The organism is Bradyrhizobium sp. (genome assembly GCF_035273305.1).
GTDB lineage: Bacteria > Pseudomonadota > Alphaproteobacteria > Rhizobiales > Xanthobacteraceae > Bradyrhizobium.
Map to the genome: position 1 here is coordinate 1 of NZ_DATEPI010000081.1, position 16,367 is coordinate 16,367.

Here is a 16,367-nt window from a genome sequence, read left to right on the forward strand (position 1 = left end):
TTTGTCGCGCCAGTTGGCGTTGACCGTGATCGCGCCTTGCGGATTCTTGCTGCGGAAAAAATCGTCGATGGGGTCGGACTTGCGCCTGGGATTCCAACTCGCCCACAACTCCGAGCGTTCGCTTCGAATTGTGGGGCGCAGCAGCGAAAGACTGCGCGCGCTCAGGTTTTGGGCCTCGTCGATCCACGCAATGCGAAAGCCCTCCAGTGACTTGATCGATTCCGCGGTGTGATCTTGCATGCCTCGGAAAATAATAATCCCTCCGCCGGGCGTCTCGATTTTATCGCTATACAATTTGAACTGATGACCGAGGCCAAGGCTGGCGATCTTGCCTTCGATAAGGCGCTTGGAAGACTGCGCCAGCGTGCGCTGCGCTTCGCGAATGCACACCGCCGATGTGCCGCGCTCGGCTTGACAGGTCTCGACGATCAGCTCGCCGAAGAAATGCGATTTCCCCGAACCGCGGCCTCCATAAACGCCCTTGTAGCGGGCGGGCTTAAGCAGCGGTTCGAAAATTCTAGCTGTCGGAATTTTCAGGATGGACAATGACGCGCTCGATTCTATGGATCAGTTCGAGAGCGCCATCATCGCCGTTCTCGATTGGCTGCGTAGCCTTGCCCCAGCCGCGATCCAGTATCGCGTTGGCGGCGGCGATCCGCGCCGGCGGCGTCGCCTTGGTGTTGCGCATGACGGCGACCAGCACGTTCAGCGCGGTCCTGGTATGGCTGCGGGCCATTGAACGGATTTCAAAGAGCGTCTTGGCCATTGTCACCCGTGGCCGACTCGTCCCGGCCATCCCTCGTATTTGCTTGAAGCAGTCTTAAAAATATGCGGCATGATCGTCAACGCGACCATTTCAGGCGCGAACCCTATCTCCCTAACGGAGGCCGCGTGCGTGCGTGGAGCTGGCCCACGCCGCGAGCCGGCGCATTCGCGCGCACCGGCAAAATTTCGACAACTCGGACGGCGGCTCGCCTGCAGACGCCTCGCGGCACTACGCTCACAGGAGAGATTGTTGCGTCCCGAACACGGCCGCCGTCCGATTCAAAAAGCCCGCGACCGATTTCCCGGCGCGGGCTTCAACTGTTTTGCGATGATGACGATATGCCGGTGATTTGCCCGACGTGTCAAATGCTCAAAGCGAGCGTCGCAAACTTTTACTCAAATCCCTGCACCGGCGGCGCCTTGTTGCCGCCGGCTTCGGCAGGTCTCGCGATTGGCAGCGGCGAGGCGGCGGCTGCAGCTTCGTCGTGAGTTGCGGCATTGGCCTGTCTTGCGCGGTGGATGCGCGAGCGCGATGGGGAATGCCTTACGCCCCAGGAATGCGCGATCGCGGGTCCGGCGGTATATCCGATCAAGGCGCCAGCCACGGCGCCCACCGGTCCGAGCACCACGGCTCCCGAGACCGCGCCCAAGGCAGCGCTTCCGGCGCGTTCCTGCGCCCTTGCTTCGACCGCAAAAATTGACGCCGCGATCACCGCCACCACAAGCAACTTCTTCATCGCTATCCCTATGCGTCCGCCCCCAGCGGGACGACACTCCGAAAATGCGGCGGCAGAAAGATGGCGGGCGGCATCAACTTCGGTTTGGCCACAAGATCCAAAACTGCAAACCCGATGCAGAAAGGAAGCAGCAAGGACAAACGGAAATGAAAAGCCCGCGGCCGATTTCCCGGCGCGGGCGCTTTGAACTCTCGGACGGTGGCCTTATGGCCGTGATTTGCCCGACGCGTCAAATGTTTTTGCGGCACTCTAAGTGCTGTTCGAGAACGCTCTCCTCGCAACCTGCCCCACAACGACCGCTTCGCAAAGCGCCAGCCTATTCGCCCGCGAGCAGGCTTACTTTGCGCAGGTTCTATCGAACGGCGGGCGTCAATGCCGGGGAACTTGCGGCCACTGCCGGTGTTGAGTTCAGGCCGAATTTCCATCTGCCGAATGAATTAAGCAAAATGTTTTCCTACCGCTGTCGAATGAGTCGATTGATCCGAAGCCATCGAAGATTTTCATGACCGAGGCGATTGGCTCAGAACCCAAGAAACCCCGCAACATGCTGCTGCGGTTGCTCGGGCCGGGGCTCGTCACTGGCGCGGCCGATGACGATCCCTCGGGCATTGCGACCTACTCGCAGGCCGGGGCACAATTCGGGTATGGCTTGCTCTGGACGGTATTTCTGACGACGCCGTTCATGATCGCGATCCAGTTGGTGAGTGCGCGCATCGGCAGAGTGACCGGCAAAGGCCTCGCCGCAAATGTCGTTGAGCTGGCGCCGCGCTGGCTGGTACTGGGGCTGATTTTTCTTCTGGTGATTGCAAACACCATCAACATCGCCGCCGATATCGCCGCGATGGGAGAATCGCTCTCGCTCGTGATCGGCGGACTGAACCACGAACACGCTTTAATCTTCGCCTCGGCATCGACATTGCTACAGGTGTTCGTGCCCTACCGTCGATATGCGCCGGTGCTCAAATTTCTCACGCTGAGCCTGTTTGCCTATGTGGCGACCGCGCTGACTGTAAAAATTCCCTGGAGCACCGCGTTGCTCGCGGCGATCTGGCCCACGCCCACCATCAACAGCGATTACTTCCTTATGGTGGTGGCGGTGCTCGGGACCACGATAAGCCCGTACCTGTTTTTCTGGCAGGCCTCGCAGGAAGTCGAGGAGATGCATCAGGGCAAGTCACATCGGCCCCTTCGCGAGCTCAGCAGAGGCGGCGTCAGCGAGATCGACCGGATCAAGCTTGACACCACCGTCGGAATGATGTTTTCCAACGTGATCGCCTTTTCCATCATCCTGACCACTGCCGCTGTGTTGAACGCGCACGGTGTCACCAATATCAATTCCGCCACGCAAGCGGCGGAGGCGCTGCGGCCGCTGGCTGGGGATTTTACGTTCCTGCTGTTTGCGCTCGGCATCATCGGCACCGGGCTGCTCGCAATCCCGGTGCTGGCCGGCGCCGCCGCCTATGGCGTGGCCGAAGCTTTCGGATGGGAGGCAAGCCTGGAAGCAAAGGCGCCGGACGCGGCCGGGTTCTACTCGATCCTCGCGGCCGCGACCGTGATCGGCTTCGGACTTGGCTTCACCGGAATAGACGCCATCCACATGTTGGTTTGGAGCGCGGTTCTCAATGGCATTGTCGCGGTCCCGATCATGGCGATGATGATGGTGATCGTCACCAATGCCAAGCTGATGGGCCGGTTCAAGGCCAGTCGACGGCTGACCATCCTGGGTTGGGTCGGCACCGCACTGATGGCGGTAGCCGTCATCGCAATGTTCTGGTCATTCGCCAACGGATAGCCGCTTGGCCAAGGGCCCATGCTAGCCCGCAAGCTCTGAATATGTGGTCGTCGGCACCTGGGCCTGGATCGCCTGCTCCTCGGCGACAATCTTCGGCTTGCGCAGCCAGACGTAGATCTGGGCGACGATCAGGACCACGCATATCAGCAGGAAAAACGCACTGATCGGGCGATCGATGAACGTCGTCAGATCGCCTCGGGAGATCAGCAGGCTACGCCGGAAGTTCTCCTCGAAACGCGGTCCGAGCACGAAGCCGAGCAGGATCGGCGCGGGATGAAAATCGAGGCGCAGCAGGATGTAACCGATAATGCCGATGAAGAGCGTCTCGCCAACCTGGAACATGTCGTTGTTGGCCGCATAGACGCCGATGCAGACAAAGAACATCGCGCTCGGATAAAGGTAGCGGTAGGGAATGCTCAAAAGCTTCACCCACAGGCCGATCATCGGCACGTTGAGAATGACCAGAAGGATGTTGCCGATCCAGAAGCTGGCGATCAGTCCCCAAAAAATATCGGCATGTTGGCTGATGAGCTGCGGGCCGGGAACGATGCCGTGAATGATCAGTGCGCCGAGCAGCAGCGCCATCACCGTGTCGCCGGGAATGCCCAGGCTCATCGTGGGGATGAAATCGCCCTGCACCGAGGAGTGCGTCGAAGCTTCGGGGCATGCGACACCCTCGATCGCGCCATGACCGAAACGCTCCGGCGTTTTCGATATCTTTTTCTCGGTCGCATACGAGACGAACGATGCAATGGTCGGGCCCGTACCTGGGATAAGCGCGCAAAGACTGCCAAGAACGGTACCGCGGATCATCGGCCAGAACGCCAGCTTGAGATCCGCCCTTGATGGAAACATGTCGGAAATGCCGACTTTGGCATATCGCATGTCGACCGTTTCGGTATTGTTGATGCTGTTCATGAACTCGGCGATGCCGAACATGCCGAGCGCCAGCGCGATGATCTCGACGCCGTCGAAAAGTTCGGTGATGCCGAACGTGAAACGCGGTTGGCCGGTCTCGATGTCCGAACCGACGATACCGACCAACAGGCCGAGCACCGTCATCGCGATGCCCTTGAGCGGCGATCCCTTTGCCAGCGTCGAGCCCGCAAGCAAGCCCACCAGCATCAGCGAGCATACTTCGGCCGGCCCGAATTCAAGCGCCACCTTGACGAGAAATGGCGCCAGGAAAATCATCTCGGTGATGCCAAAGGAAGCGCCGATGAAGGCGGCAACGATGGTGATGCCGAGCGCGGTGCCGCCCTTGCCTTGCTTGGTGAGCGGAAATCCATCGAGGCACGTCACCGCGTGCGGCGGATGGCAGGGCAAATTCAAAAGAATCGAGCAGATCGCGCCGCCATATTGAGCGCCGTAATAGACACCGGATAGCATGAGGATCGCGGGCACCGGCTGCATGCCGAAGGTCAACGGCAACAGAATTGATATCGTCGCCACCGGCCCCATTCCCGGCAGCACGCCGACGAGATTGCCGACCAGCACGCCGAGAAAGCAATACATCAGATTGTGCGGCTCGAGCGCGACGCCGAAGCCGTACCAGAGATCGGTGATTGCGGTCGAGATCACAGGTAGAATCCGCGCAACAACGGGAACGGGATGCTCAGCATGTAATGAAACAGCAGCACCCCGAATACGGTCACTCCGGCGGCGAGAATGGCGGAAGATTTATAGGTCGCGGTCTTGTCGCCGAGCGCGCAAACAAACACGCAGGCAAACACGGCCGGAATCATGCCGCCGTATTCCCCGAGGATGATAAACAGGATCGGGCCGCCGATGATGCAGAGCCAGCCGAACCATTGCGGGTGGTCGGGCAAGAACTTGCTGTCGTCGCGCTCGGAAGAAGCCAGCGCCGTGCCGGCAATCAGCAGGCCGATCAACGCCAGGACGACGCCGAGTACCACGGGCATGAACCCCGGGCCCATCCGGGCGAGGCTGCCGAATTTGTAGCCGGTTCCGGTAACAGCGGCTCCCACCCCGAGCAAAAGCATCAGCCCGCCGGCGTAGTAATCGCGCTTCACTGCGAATTTTGGCCGCAACGGGATCCTCCCTGGCGTGTTTTGCGGCGGACCCTAGCTGTCGAGAAGACCGCTGTCGATACTGCCCTTGCGTGATGGGCCTCAGCGTTCAATGAACAAAAATGTTCCCGCGAAGGTCATTCTCACGCTGGACCGCGCATGTCGCTGCGCCCTCATTGCGAGCGGAGCGAAGCCATCCACGAAGTCGACGCGCCAAACAAGAGCTGGATTGCTTCGTCGCGTTCGCACCTCGCGTTGTTAATGCTCTGCTACGAACGCCCAATTCGAGATCTATTCATCATGGGCCAGGTTCTTGCGCAAAACATCAGCGAGCCTGTCGGAACTGGTTTGCGGCGGCATGAAGCCGAGATACTCGCCGTTGCGTCCCATCAGGTAAATCACGCCGCTATGGTCGATGGAATAGCCGCCGCGTTCATCCGGCACTTTCGCGTAGAATGCTTTGTAGGCATCGGCGACTTTCTGAACTTCCTCCGGCGATCCGGTAAGGCCGATCAGGTTGTGGTGAAACGCCGAGACGTAGTCGGCCAGCACACTGCCGTCCCGCTCCGGATCGATAGTGATGAAAATGGGCTGCACGCCATCGGCGGCCGAACCGAGACGGTCCAGCGCTTGCGTGATAGCCATCAGGTCGGTAGGGCACACGTCCGGACATGAAGTATATCCGAAATACACGATCATCAGTCTGCCGCGGAATTCGGTGTCGCTTCGCCGCGTCCCATTCTGATCCGTAAGCGTGAACGGCCCGCCCACTGAGCCGTGGCCGTACATCAAATCGTCCATCATCTGGGCGGCCGATTCCCGTTCTGCCGCCGCGATTGGAGCGCAGCCGGACAAGGACGCGATCACGAGCAGCGCGCATATCCTTCCTGCGGTAATGGCGAGAGCTCGATCAAACACCGAAGCTGATGCGCGTGCCGGTCGTGGTGGTCAGAACCCTGCCCGGCATTTGCCGTTGCGCCTCCTGGGTGAAATTGAGACCGCTGCAATGCATGGGAATCACCACGTCCGGATTCAATTTTGCGATCTCGCCGACCACCTGGGTGAGATAGTCCGCCTGCGCCGGCCCCAGATGGAAGCCGCCCATGATCGCATGGACCTTTTGCACGCCGGATACCTCCATCGCCTGTCGGACCGAGTTCACGATACCGACGTGACCGCAGGAACTAATCACAATGAGACCCTTGTCCTTCAAATTGAAACACGTAGCGTGCTCATGAATATGCTCATCCGGCACGATCTTGCCTTCCATCTCCGCAGGCAGGTAATGGCTGGCATTGCATCCGGCACCGTCCTTGAGTTTGAACTCCACCAGCGTGTTTGGAAGCACCTTTTCGATGCTGCTACGCTTGATCTTGCCGGTCGTGAACGCCTGGCCGCCGATGACGACCGGAGACTCGCATAGCACCACCTTGACGTTCTGCTTTGCAAGGTCGCGGCGATCGAGCATTCCGAAATCGCTCAATTCGGTCTGCCCGGCGCGGACGTAACGCTGACAGAAATTGTCCTCGCCCCCGGCATACATCGTCATGTCTGCAGGCAGGTCCTTGCGATGCCTCTCCAGAAATCCGAGCAATCCGCCCCAGTGGTCGAAATGACCGTGGCTCATGATAAGCGTGTCGATCTTTGACGGCTCCACCTTCAATTGATCCATATTTCCGTTGATGGTCTCCGGGGTCCATCCGAAGTCCAGTAAAAACGTACGCTTCTCGGTGCCGCGTTGCGGCTCCAGCAGCAACGACAGCCCCCATTCACTGTGAAGTGGGCGGGTTGCATTCGATGGACGGCCAGGTTCGGTTTTTACTCCGTTCACTTCCTGCGGCTTGAAGAAGATATCGCTCGCGCTATCCACGAGTACGCGGACGCTGAGCTTGTCGATAGTCGGCACCTCGATCGGCGCCGCCTTGGCCAACTCAATGCAGGAAAATCCTCCGGCTGCAGCAGCCATCGCAAAACTCGCGGACCTTTTCAAAGCATCGCGTCGATTGAGATCGGGCATGATGTTTCTCCGCTGGCTGGAGGCAAAGAGTTCGGCGAGTTGCAATCGCGAACAAACTTCAATCCGGAACTACAATGCCGATTATTGGTCCTGTCAATCAAAATGGACGTTGTGGCTGGGCTGATAGCATCTCGCTTTTGCTCATCCGGCCTACACTTGCTGACGCTACCCTTGCCGGAAGTGCGACCCATCGTTGCCGCACCCGGCAATTTGCCCTAACCTCAGTCCATAAAAATAAAAGGAGGATTGCCGATGGACATCGTTCCGTCCGGGCCGGGCTTCGGCGCCGAGTTGCGCGGCGTGACGCTTGCCGATGTCGCCGGGGATGATGAGGTCTATTCCGCCGTGCGCGCCGCGTTCGAGGAATATTCGGTGCTGGTTTTCCGGGACCAGGAGGTGACCGATGAAATCCAGCTTGCATTTTCACGGCGGTTCGGCCCGCCGGAAGTGACGAAGGTCGGCTCGCAGGGCACCGGTTCGCATTTTGTAATCCTCAGCACCATCGGCCCCGACGGAAAGGTAGTCCCGCCGGATCACCGGCTGTCGCTTCGCAGCAAGGCTAACCAGCTTTGGCACACCGACTCGTCCTTCAAAAGCGTGCCGGCGCTGACGTCGATCCTGTCCGCGCGCATTATCCCCGCTCGCGGCGGCGAAACCGAGTACGTCTCCACCCGGCTCGCCTTTGAGCGGCTCGATCCGGCCGTGCGGAGTAAAATAGAGCGCTCTTTCGCCTGGCACGATTACGCGCATTCGCGCGGCCAGATCGCGCCCGACCTCGCCAGCCCCGAGGAGCGGTCGGCCTTGCCGCCGCAGTGCTGGCGCATGGTATGGAAAAATCCTGTCAACGGCCGTGGCGCGATCTATCTTGCGTCGCATGCGTATGCGGTCGAAGGCATGCAAGCGGCTGATGGGAAGAAGCTGATCGACGAGCTGATGGAGTTCGCAACCGCTCCGGGCACGAGTTATTTGCACCAATGGCGCCGCGGCGATGTCGTGATGTGGGACAACCGCGCCACGATGCATCGCGGACGGCCATGGCCGGCGCACGAGCCGCGGCTAATGGTGCGCACGACCATCTCCGCCACCGCCGCTGACGGGCTTGCCACCATGCGTCCACCATCATCGCAGGCGGCCGAATAGCGGCGGCCCTGCTCCTTCAAATCACATCCCGACAGCTTTCACGATGCGCGGCGATGACAACGCGTGTCCTTGGTCGCCCGGCACCCGCAACAGGAAGATGACATGATCGATAGCGCGAAGATACGAAGCCTTGAACTGCTCGCCTGCGATGCCGGCTGGCGAAATTATCACTTCGTCAAGATCAGCACCGAAGACGGTGTCGTCGGGTGGAGCGAGTTCGATGAGGGCTTCGGCTCGCCCGGCGTCGGCGCGGCGATACAGCACCTGTCAACTCGGGTTATCGGTCAGAATGCATTCGCGCATGAGCGGATCTATGCGGAGCTGTTTTCGGCGACCCGCCCGTCGGCCGGCGGCGTGACCGCGCAGGCGCTCGGCGCAATCGAAAACGCTCTGCTCGATGTCAAGGCAAAGTCCCTGGGAGTGCCGTGCTATGAGTTGCTCGGCGGCAAAATCCGCGACCGAATTCGTGTTTACTGGTCGCATTGCGCGACCTGGCGTATCAATCATCCCGATTGGTACAAGCCGCCCATTACTGATCTCGACGGCGTCAAGGCGATCGGCCGCGAGGTGCGCGAAAAGAAATTCACCGCGCTGAAGACCAATATCTTCAGCTATCAACAAGGCAAGCCAAGGGGCTGGCGTCCCGGCTTCGGCGCGCCGTTCGAGCCGGAGATCAACGTCGATCGCAAGGTGCTGCGCGACTTGCGCATGCATCTGGAGGCCATTCGCGAAGGCGCTGGACCCGACATCGACATCCTGCTCGACCTCAACTTCAATGCGAAGACGGAAGGTTACCTGAAGATCCTGCGCGCCATTGCCGATCTCGACATGTTCTGGATCGAAATTGACAGCTTCAATCCGGAAGCACTCGGTTACATCCGACGTCAGAGCGCCCACCCTATTTCGTCATGCGAGACCCTGTTGGGGTTGCGCGAATTCCTGCCTTATTTCCGGGAGCAGGCAATGGACGTCGCGATCATCGACACGCCATGGAACGGCGTGTGGCAATCGATGAAAATTGCGGCCACCGCCGAAGCGCACGAGGTCAATGTCGCACCGCATAATTTCTATGGGCACCTCTGCACCATGATGAACGCCCACTTCTCCGCGGCGGTGCCGAATCTGCGGATCATGGAGACCGACATCGACCGGCTTAGCTGGGACGACGAAGTGTTCACCCATGCGCCTCAATTCGAGGATGGTTATCTCGTCATGCCGGACCGGCCGGGCTGGGGCACGGAGCCCAATGAAGAGGTGGTGCGCGCCCGTCCGCCGAAGCGCTCCGGTGGCCTGCTGAACTACGGCCGTACACCATAGCTGCCGGGGGGTATTGCAAGCCAGTTCAGTAAGACCCGCCACTATCGTTCCGGGGAATGTTGGTGCTCCAGCGCGCGCGGCATGGCGTTCACCAGCTTGAGCAAATTCGGCGAGTTGAGAACGGCGAATGTCTCACGCGGCGTTAGATAGCTGACCGCCTCCTCGAAAGTTTGCGCGTCCTCGATTTTCGCCCGTGCGATCGCCAAATGCGGATCGACCTGCCCGCGGTTGCGGCGTTGATCCGCCGGCAAATTCGCCAGATGCTTGTCAAGCAATTGGCGATCATCTCTCAGGGCCTGCAACGGCGGCGCCGCAATGAGTTCGTCGGCAGCCCCTGCCAATTCATTGGCGCGCACCAGCACCTGTGGCGGCGCGCTCTCCTCAGGGGTACGGAACAATCTTGAGTTCGGGCGGGATAGCCGTGACGACAGCATGGCGATTGGAATCGAAAGGACCAGCCCGACAACGACCGGCGTCATCCAGAGCAACAGCGGCAACGACACTGCATAGGCGCTTGCCGCCATGACGACACCGAACACCGTCGGCAGCGCGTATTTCCGGATCAATTCCCCGCTCGGAAGTTGCCCGTCGTCGCGGCGTTGAACTTGCCAGCCGGCGTCGCGGCCCAGCAGGATTTCGCCCACGGCCGTGGATTGAAATATCATCATCACCGGCGCGATCAGGCCCGACAGCAATGTCTCGATCACCAGGCCCACGAACACCAGCAGCGCTCCACCGAATTTTTTCCGGATTGGCGTTTGCGTCGCAAGCACAATGCAGGCGAGAAGTTTCGGCACCACCAATAATCCCATGGTGCCGACAAAAACCCAGGCCGCCAGAATGGGGTCCTGAGCCGGCCATTTCGGAAACAGTGAAAATCCTTTCGGGAAATATTCCGGCCGGACGAATTGCGCCTGCAGCGAGATCAAGATCCCCAGCACCAGAAACAACAGCCACAGCGGCGCGGTGAGATAGGTCCCGATGCCGGTCAACAGATGAAGGCGCGACACCCAATTGAGGCCTCGCGCCGGCAGCACCGCCAGATGTTGAAGGTTGCCCTGGCACCAACGTCGATCGCGGGCGGCAAAATCCAGAAGCGACGGCGGGCACTCCTCGAAGCTGCCGCCGAGACGCGGCGCCATTCTGATCGCCCAGCCTCCGCGGCGCATCAATGCCGCTTCGACGAAGTCATGGCTCAGAATGTGCCCGCCGAACGGTTTGCGGCCCCGCAGGTCGGGCAATCCCGCATCTTGCGCAAATGCGCGAACGCGGATGATGGCGTTGTGCCCCCAATAGTTTCCTTCCGGGCCATGCCACCACGCGATTCCCTCGGCAATCAGCGGTCCGTACAACCGGCCTGAAAACTGCTGCAGCCTGGCAAAGACGGTTCGTGCGTTGACCACGATCGGCAGCGTCTGGATCAGCGCCACACCCGGATGGCTCTCCATTGCCCCAACGAGCCGGACGAGCGTATCGCCGGTCATCAGGCTGTCCGCGTCCAGTACGATCATGTGGTCATAGCCGGCGCCGAAGCGTTTGACCCAGTCTTCAATATTACCGGATTTTCGCGCGACGTTTTGCGGCCGGTGCCGGTAGAAAATATTGTCTGCCCCAAGCTCGCGGCGAAGCCGCAGGAAGCATTGCTCTTCCGCGACCCAGATCGCCGGATTGGTGGTGTCGCTCAGCACATACCAGTCAAACCGGGAGCCGTATCCGGATTGGTCGACGGATTCGTGCATCGCCCGCAGGCGGGCCATGATGCGGCAGGGATCTTCGTTGTACGTCGGCAACAACATGGCGTTTCGGCTGGCTATTTCCGATAGCGGCGCATCGGGATTGATACCGAGAGCATCCCGGACTCGAAACAGCAGCACCGCAAATCCGGCCAGCGCGGACATGAACGAGAACGCCACCCACGCGAAGAGCGGCACGAACAGAGCCAGCACCATCCATTCGAGAAACGTAACGCCGCCAACCTGGAGCACTTCGTACATTTCATAGCAGCCGCCCGCGGTCAGCGCACCCGTGCCCGCAAAGATGCAGGCGCGTCGAAACCGCATCGAAGCCAGCGCGCCATTGGTCTCGCGCTTGCCTGCCTCGAAGCTCCTCAATTGCTGCGTCGACATCGGCAGCGGCGCTTCCGGCGGAAGGAATTGCTCGCGCGCGCGACCCTGCGAGTCGGACTGTTGCGTCAGGGTGTCCATCGATAAACCCACACCTCCGATATGGCGTCCTTGCCTTGCATCAGCGACGCGCGTAGTTCGATTGGCGCCTTTTCCTTGACAGACACCTCGAAGTTCAGACGCCAGCCGCCGATCGCCGGATTTGGTTGGGTGACGATGTTCTTGATTTCGATTTTCTCCGCGCTGACATTGCCTCGTATGCTGTTGGGATCGACCGATTTGAGGCGGTCGCCGACCAGGTCGAGCACGAAAATCCTGTTGTCGTCACCTTTTGCGCCGACGGCCGTTCTTGAGAACCGGGCCAGCGCGGAAGACTTGGGCGTATCGGGACCCCAATGCAGTCGGTAAGTGAAAGTGTGCTCACCCTTTGCCTGCAACGGATCCTTGGGCCGCCAAAACGCGGCAATATTGTCGTGGATTTCTTCCTTGGTCGGAATTTCAACCAGCTGGACCGATCCCTCGCCCCAGTCTCCGATCGGCTCGATCCACAGGCTGGGCCGCTTCTCGAAACTCGATTCAAGGTCTTCATACTCGATGAATCTTTTTTCCCGCTGCATCAGGCCGAAGCCACGGGGATTGAGATCGGCGAACGTGCTGATCTGCAGATCACGCGGGTTGTTCAGCGGGCGCCATAGTTCCTCGCCGCGACCGTTATAGATCGCGATCCCGTCTGAATCGTGCACCGAGGGACGGAAGTCATCTACGCCGACGCGGTCGTTCGGTCCGAAGAAGAACATGCTGGTCATTGGCGCCAGCCCGGCATGATCGAGAGCGACGCGCGGATAGATCGCCATTTCAACATCAAACACCGTGGTCTCGCCCGGCCGTATTGTGAAACGATAGGCGGCCGTCGTGCTCTCGCTGTCGAGCAAGGCGTGCACCACGATCGAATTGGCATTCGGGGCCGGTTTCTCGATCCAGAACGTCTTGAACAGCGGGAATTCTTCGCCTTTGGTTTCGCCGGTATTGATCGCGAGTCCCCGCGCCGACAATCCGTAGATCTCTCCCTTGGCGACCGCGCGGAAGTAGCTGGCGCCGAGGAACACGCAAACTTCGTCATAATAGTCGGGGCGGTTGATCGGGGCGTGAATTCGAAACCCGGCGAAGCCCAAATCGGTGTTGGGAGGCGGCGGTGTGTTGCTGCCAAACGAAAAATCTTCGGGACGATACGGAATCCTTGTCGCTTGACCGTTCGCGACTTCGTAGATGTCGACGCGCGGCGCGTAAAAGAAACCGCGGTGGAAGAACTGCACCTGAAATGGCAGCTTCTCGTCTCGCCACAGCGCGTGCTCAGGCAGGAAACGTATCTGCCGATAATGATCGTAATCGAGGTTCTTGAAGTTATCGGGCAGCTTGGTGTCGGGCGCCTTGTATGGTTTGCTGGCGGCATCGCGGGCGAGCTGGCGAACAATCGATCGGTCGAACGGCGTCGCCTCCGCTCGCGCGGCCGAAATCACCCCGGACGCGCCGGATGAGACCAGCGGCAAGGAAGCTGCAGCCTGCAAAAAATGCCGACGATTCAAGGTGCCTCCAGCGTGCAGGGAACGACGGTTGGCAACTCGCATGGGGTCCGCAGGTTCCTCTCTACGGAACAGGCGCAGCTGGCCTTTGATGCGGCGAAGAGTTCGCCGCTAGTTCGCGAAGAAGCCAGACCGACCCAGGACGCTCGCAAGAGGAATTTGCGATTTCTTCATGAACTTGTCGGAAAATGGCGCGCCAACAAGGCTCACGAATTCAGCGCGGGCTGGGCATCAGAGGGCTGAGTTCGCAGGTTGTTGCGATCGTTGCGGCTAATTGCCTCGGCTGCGCATCGCGCCTGAGGTCAGTCCGTTCTGAAGGGGTGCCGGATGTACTTCGTAGCCGCGGTGCTAGTCGTCTTGTCCGGCGTGTTTTATGCGGCCGGCCAACACGAACTCGGCAGCTACAGCGCCGCCGTCTGTCGATACGGCGGCGCGTTTTGCGATAATCCCTTCTACGTTCTGGTGGGCGCGGGGCTCGCCGCGGTGTGGGCTACCTTCGTCAGCATACGCTGAGGTCAGCCGAGCTGTTTCCGCTCTGAAAAAATGCACGTAGCCGCGCAACTGACCTACTGCGTGACCGGGGCTGGCGGGTCCGCCGGCTTTGGTCCCGGCACAACCGGCTCGATGGCGCGCTTCGGCTCGGTTGGCGTAACCGTGGCGCCGACGGCGCGGGCGGCCTCCCCTGTCGTTTTGTAGTTGGCGATATCAGCGGTCTGAACCTGAGGGCGGGTCCACGGCCCATGGTCGACAACCACCATTCCGAGCACCCCAGCGATTGCCACCGTGATCGCTATTGCCAAAGGACGAGCCATCATCGCCTTCAAAGAGTTGGCTGAACCATGCTGCTGCATCGCGACCTCCAGGTCTGCTCCTTCCACAAGACAAATCTTCGGTCGCGCCCGGGTTCCTGGCGACATGTCGTTCCATCACCGAGCCTTGAATGACCGCAAACGGAACTGTGGATGTTCCAGCAGACTCTTCGCATTCACGAGCAGGAACGATTTGGCGCGCGGCCTGTTGCCCGTTCTCCAGCACGGGAGAAATAACAATGGCCATGCAAGCACGAGAAACCGAAGCAAGAGAGACCAGTTCGCTGATCGGCAGCGACAAGGTGGAAGGCACCGCCGTATATGGTGCGAATGACGCCAAGATCGGATCGATTGAACGAGTGATGATCGATAAGGTCAGCGGCAGGGTGTCCTACGCCGTCCTGAGCTTTGGCGGATTCCTTGGGATCGGTAACGATCACTATCCGCTGCCCTGGCAGTCGCTCAAATATGATACCAACCTCGGCGGCTATCGCACGGGAATCACCGAAACGCAGCTCAAGGGCGCGCCGAAATACAGCAACGACAATGCCTGGAATTGGAACGACCCGGCGCGAACTCGCGCCGTGAACGACTACTATGGCGTTCCGATGCCGTAATTGTCGTTAGCATCCGCATCCGAGCTTTCGGATGCACTTCAAAGGCCCGCCGCACAGCGGGCCTTCTTTTACGCAACCATATTGTGGATTGCGGGTCTCATTCACCCGGCTCGATGGCATTGCTCGGCGTGGGTCGATCGGTGATCTGCTGGCCGAACAGACTCCCGATCAGTTCGACGCCGGTACGTGCTGTCCGGCCCCGCTCATCGAGGAACGGGTTCAGCTCGACGATATCGGCCGATCGCACCAGGCGAGAATCATGCAGCATCTCCATGGCCAGATGCGCCTCGCGATAAGTTGCGCCGCCCGGAACGGTGGTGCCGACGCCGGGCGCGACTTGCGGATCGAGAAAATCGAGGTCGAAACTGACATGCAGCACGCCATTTTGCGCCTTCACCTTGTCGATCACGCGGCGGATCAGGACGCCGACCCCGAACTCGTCGATCTCACGCATATCCGCGAGGCTGATGCGGCGCGCGCGCAGCAAATCCTTTTCCGGTTGGTCCATCGACCGCACGCCGAACAGTTCGAACCGATCGGGATCGATGGACGCGCGCGGCTCTCCTCCCAATAGACCCTCGAGACCCGGCTCGCCGCAAAGGAAAGCGGCCGACATGCCGTGCATGTTGCCGGTGAGCGTGGTCGCGGGGGTGTTGTAGTCCGCATGCGCATCGAACCAGATCACGAAGAGCTCGCGGCCGACCTCACGCCAATGGCGGGCAAGACCGTTCACCGACCCCATCGACAGCGTATGATCGCCGCCCAGAAAAATCGGGACCGCACCGGATCGCGCCAGTTCGTAGGCTTGCTTGGTCAAGGCGCGCGTCCAGCGCTGGATCTCGCGATAGTGCCGCGCGTTTTCAGGCGGCGCATCGGCAAGATCGCGCATATTGCTGATCGAAAGATCGCCATGGTCTGTTACGTCGAAACCGAGAGTGCCGAGCAGATTCAACAGACCAGCCGTTCGCAGCGCCGCGGGTCCCATGATGGTTCCACGTTGCGACGCGCCAATTTCCACGGGAACGCCGAGTACCGCGATCCGCCGCAGGTCTGCCTGGAAACTCTCACTCACGCGCGAAACTCCGGAAACGTAACTGATGTGCCGAGGAGCCCGTTTTGGGGGAACCGAATGCAGCGGGGCACGTTTCACTGGCGGGCCGTCACCCGCCGTTCAATACGGCGCCTGTCGCGGATAGCCAAAGGTTTTTCTAAACCCGCTGTTCAAAACAAGCGCTCGCGCGGATAGCCAAAGGTGACGGTCTCATTGCTCTCCCCAGCGCGCCCATAGAACGCGGCGCTCCGATCTTCATTAAACTTCGACGCTGCATCCACTCGCGGATCGCATGCCCGCATTTGTCGCGCGCTCGCGATACGTCTATAGCCGATTGACCGCGACGGCGTGGCGCGCGGGCTGACATATCGATGGCGCTCGGAACGATC

The 16,367-nt window shown here is 60.2% G+C and carries 17 protein-coding genes; 5 read left to right on the forward strand and 12 right to left on the reverse strand.

The annotated features are described in order from the left end of the window. From VJV58_RS05145 to VJV58_RS05155, 3 genes are all read right to left on the reverse strand, one after another. A partial coding sequence (locus VJV58_RS05145) for a phage terminase large subunit (protein WP_324136262.1) occupies positions 1-546 on the reverse strand: 546 nt, incomplete at its 3' end. Then, a complete protein-coding gene (locus VJV58_RS05150) occupies positions 518-766 on the reverse strand; it encodes a hypothetical protein (RefSeq protein ID WP_324136263.1) in 249 nt (82 codons plus the stop codon). The genes VJV58_RS05145 and VJV58_RS05150, both read right to left, overlap by 29 nt. 391 nt (positions 767-1,157) lie before the next feature. Then, positions 1,158-1,502, reverse strand: a complete 345-nt coding sequence (locus VJV58_RS05155) for a DNA-directed RNA polymerase subunit N (protein WP_324136264.1) — start codon at positions 1,500-1,502, stop codon at positions 1,158-1,160. Between the two features lie 502 nt (positions 1,503-2,004). On the opposite strand from VJV58_RS05155, the gene VJV58_RS05160 reads away from it, so the two are divergent. Beyond that, entirely contained in the window at positions 2,005-3,294 is a 1,290-nt protein-coding gene (locus VJV58_RS05160; protein ID WP_324136265.1) for a divalent metal cation transporter, read from the forward strand. 21 nt (positions 3,295-3,315) lie between these two features. On the opposite strand, the gene VJV58_RS05165 is transcribed toward VJV58_RS05160, so the two are convergent. The 4 genes from VJV58_RS05165 to VJV58_RS05180 form a co-directional block, all read right to left on the reverse strand. Beyond that, the gene (locus VJV58_RS05165; protein WP_414641412.1) at positions 3,316-4,809 is read right to left on the reverse strand and encodes a tripartite tricarboxylate transporter permease; all 1,494 of its coding nucleotides are present in this window, start codon (positions 4,807-4,809) and stop codon (positions 3,316-3,318) included. Positions 4,810-4,871: 62 nt separating this feature from the next. Beyond that, positions 4,872-5,345 (reverse strand): tripartite tricarboxylate transporter TctB family protein, encoded by a 474-nt coding sequence (locus VJV58_RS05170; protein ID WP_324136267.1) that lies wholly within the window; start codon positions 5,343-5,345, stop codon positions 4,872-4,874. A gap of 270 nt (positions 5,346-5,615) precedes the next feature. Continuing rightward, the gene (locus VJV58_RS05175; protein ID WP_324136268.1) at positions 5,616-6,128 is read right to left on the reverse strand and encodes an SCO family protein; all 513 of its coding nucleotides are present in this window, start codon (positions 6,126-6,128) and stop codon (positions 5,616-5,618) included. 106 nt (positions 6,129-6,234) lie between these two features. After that, positions 6,235-7,344, reverse strand: a complete 1,110-nt coding sequence (locus VJV58_RS05180) for an MBL fold metallo-hydrolase (RefSeq protein WP_324136278.1) — start codon at positions 7,342-7,344, stop codon at positions 6,235-6,237. Positions 7,345-7,593: 249 nt separating this feature from the next. On the opposite strand from VJV58_RS05180, the gene VJV58_RS05185 reads away from it, so the two are divergent. Together VJV58_RS05185 and VJV58_RS05190 are read left to right on the forward strand one after the other, a co-directional pair. Further along, positions 7,594-8,481 (forward strand): TauD/TfdA family dioxygenase, encoded by an 888-nt coding sequence (locus tag VJV58_RS05185; RefSeq protein WP_324136269.1) that lies wholly within the window; start codon positions 7,594-7,596, stop codon positions 8,479-8,481. Positions 8,482-8,583: 102 nt separating this feature from the next. Next, positions 8,584-9,798, forward strand: a complete 1,215-nt coding sequence (locus VJV58_RS05190; protein WP_324136270.1) for a mandelate racemase/muconate lactonizing enzyme family protein — start codon at positions 8,584-8,586, stop codon at positions 9,796-9,798. A gap of 41 nt (positions 9,799-9,839) precedes the next feature. Here the strand turns inward: VJV58_RS05190 and mdoH are convergent, their stop codons facing one another. Beyond that, positions 9,840-12,002: a glucans biosynthesis glucosyltransferase MdoH gene (mdoH, locus tag VJV58_RS05195; RefSeq protein WP_324136271.1), complete on the reverse strand. Its 2,163-nt coding sequence runs from the start codon at positions 12,000-12,002 to the stop codon at positions 9,840-9,842. Beyond that, positions 11,990-13,504, reverse strand: a complete 1,515-nt coding sequence (locus tag VJV58_RS05200) for a glucan biosynthesis protein G (protein WP_324136272.1) — start codon at positions 13,502-13,504, stop codon at positions 11,990-11,992. Before VJV58_RS05200 ends, mdoH begins: the two co-directional genes overlap by 13 nt. A 324-nt stretch (positions 13,505-13,828) precedes the next feature. Here VJV58_RS05200 and VJV58_RS05205 point away from each other — a divergent pair, with 324 nt between their 5' ends. After that, entirely contained in the window at positions 13,829-14,014 is a 186-nt protein-coding gene (locus VJV58_RS05205; RefSeq protein WP_324136273.1) for a hypothetical protein, read from the forward strand. Between the two features lie 53 nt (positions 14,015-14,067). Here VJV58_RS05205 and VJV58_RS05210 read toward each other — a convergent pair whose 3' ends face one another. After that, the gene (locus VJV58_RS05210) at positions 14,068-14,352 is read right to left on the reverse strand and encodes a hypothetical protein (RefSeq protein WP_324136274.1); all 285 of its coding nucleotides are present in this window, start codon (positions 14,350-14,352) and stop codon (positions 14,068-14,070) included. A gap of 197 nt (positions 14,353-14,549) precedes the next feature. Between VJV58_RS05210 and VJV58_RS05215 the strand changes: the two genes are divergently transcribed. Beyond that, a complete protein-coding gene (locus VJV58_RS05215; protein ID WP_324136275.1) occupies positions 14,550-14,927 on the forward strand; it encodes a PRC-barrel domain-containing protein in 378 nt (125 codons plus the stop codon). A 97-nt stretch (positions 14,928-15,024) separates the two neighbouring features. On the opposite strand, the gene rocF is transcribed toward VJV58_RS05215, so the two are convergent. Together rocF and VJV58_RS05225 are read right to left on the reverse strand one after the other, a co-directional pair. Next, the gene (gene rocF / locus VJV58_RS05220; protein WP_324136276.1) at positions 15,025-15,999 is read right to left on the reverse strand and encodes an arginase; all 975 of its coding nucleotides are present in this window, start codon (positions 15,997-15,999) and stop codon (positions 15,025-15,027) included. Positions 16,000-16,148: 149 nt separating this feature from the next. Further along, on the reverse strand, positions 16,149-16,367 hold a 219-nt coding region (locus tag VJV58_RS05225; RefSeq protein WP_324136277.1), incomplete at its 5' end, for a hypothetical protein.

What these genes read in the sequence shown, in the direction of transcription:
- VJV58_RS05150 (WP_324136263.1), bottom strand. Translation starts at nt 766, where the DNA reads ATGGCCAAGACGCTCTTTGAAATCCGTTCAATGGCCCGCAGCCATACC.
- VJV58_RS05155 (WP_324136264.1), bottom strand. Translation starts at nt 1,502, where the DNA reads ATGAAGAAGTTGCTTGTGGTGGCGGTGATCGCGGCGTCAATTTTTGCG.
- VJV58_RS05160 (WP_324136265.1), top strand. Translation starts at nt 2,005, where the DNA reads ATGACCGAGGCGATTGGCTCAGAACCCAAGAAACCCCGCAACATGCTG.
- VJV58_RS05165 (WP_414641412.1), bottom strand. Translation starts at nt 4,809, where the DNA reads ATGTATTGCTTTCTCGGCGTGCTGGTCGGCAATCTCGTCGGCGTGCTG.
- VJV58_RS05175 (WP_324136268.1), bottom strand. Translation starts at nt 6,128, where the DNA reads ATGATGGACGATTTGATGTACGGCCACGGCTCAGTGGGCGGGCCGTTC.
- VJV58_RS05185 (WP_324136269.1), top strand. Translation starts at nt 7,594, where the DNA reads ATGGACATCGTTCCGTCCGGGCCGGGCTTCGGCGCCGAGTTGCGCGGC.
- VJV58_RS05190 (WP_324136270.1), top strand. Translation starts at nt 8,584, where the DNA reads ATGATCGATAGCGCGAAGATACGAAGCCTTGAACTGCTCGCCTGCGAT.
- mdoH (WP_324136271.1), bottom strand. Translation starts at nt 12,002, where the DNA reads ATGGACACCCTGACGCAACAGTCCGACTCGCAGGGTCGCGCGCGCGAG.
- VJV58_RS05205 (WP_324136273.1), top strand. Translation starts at nt 13,829, where the DNA reads ATGTACTTCGTAGCCGCGGTGCTAGTCGTCTTGTCCGGCGTGTTTTAT.
- VJV58_RS05210 (WP_324136274.1), bottom strand. Translation starts at nt 14,352, where the DNA reads ATGCAGCAGCATGGTTCAGCCAACTCTTTGAAGGCGATGATGGCTCGT.
- VJV58_RS05215 (WP_324136275.1), top strand. Translation starts at nt 14,550, where the DNA reads ATGGCCATGCAAGCACGAGAAACCGAAGCAAGAGAGACCAGTTCGCTG.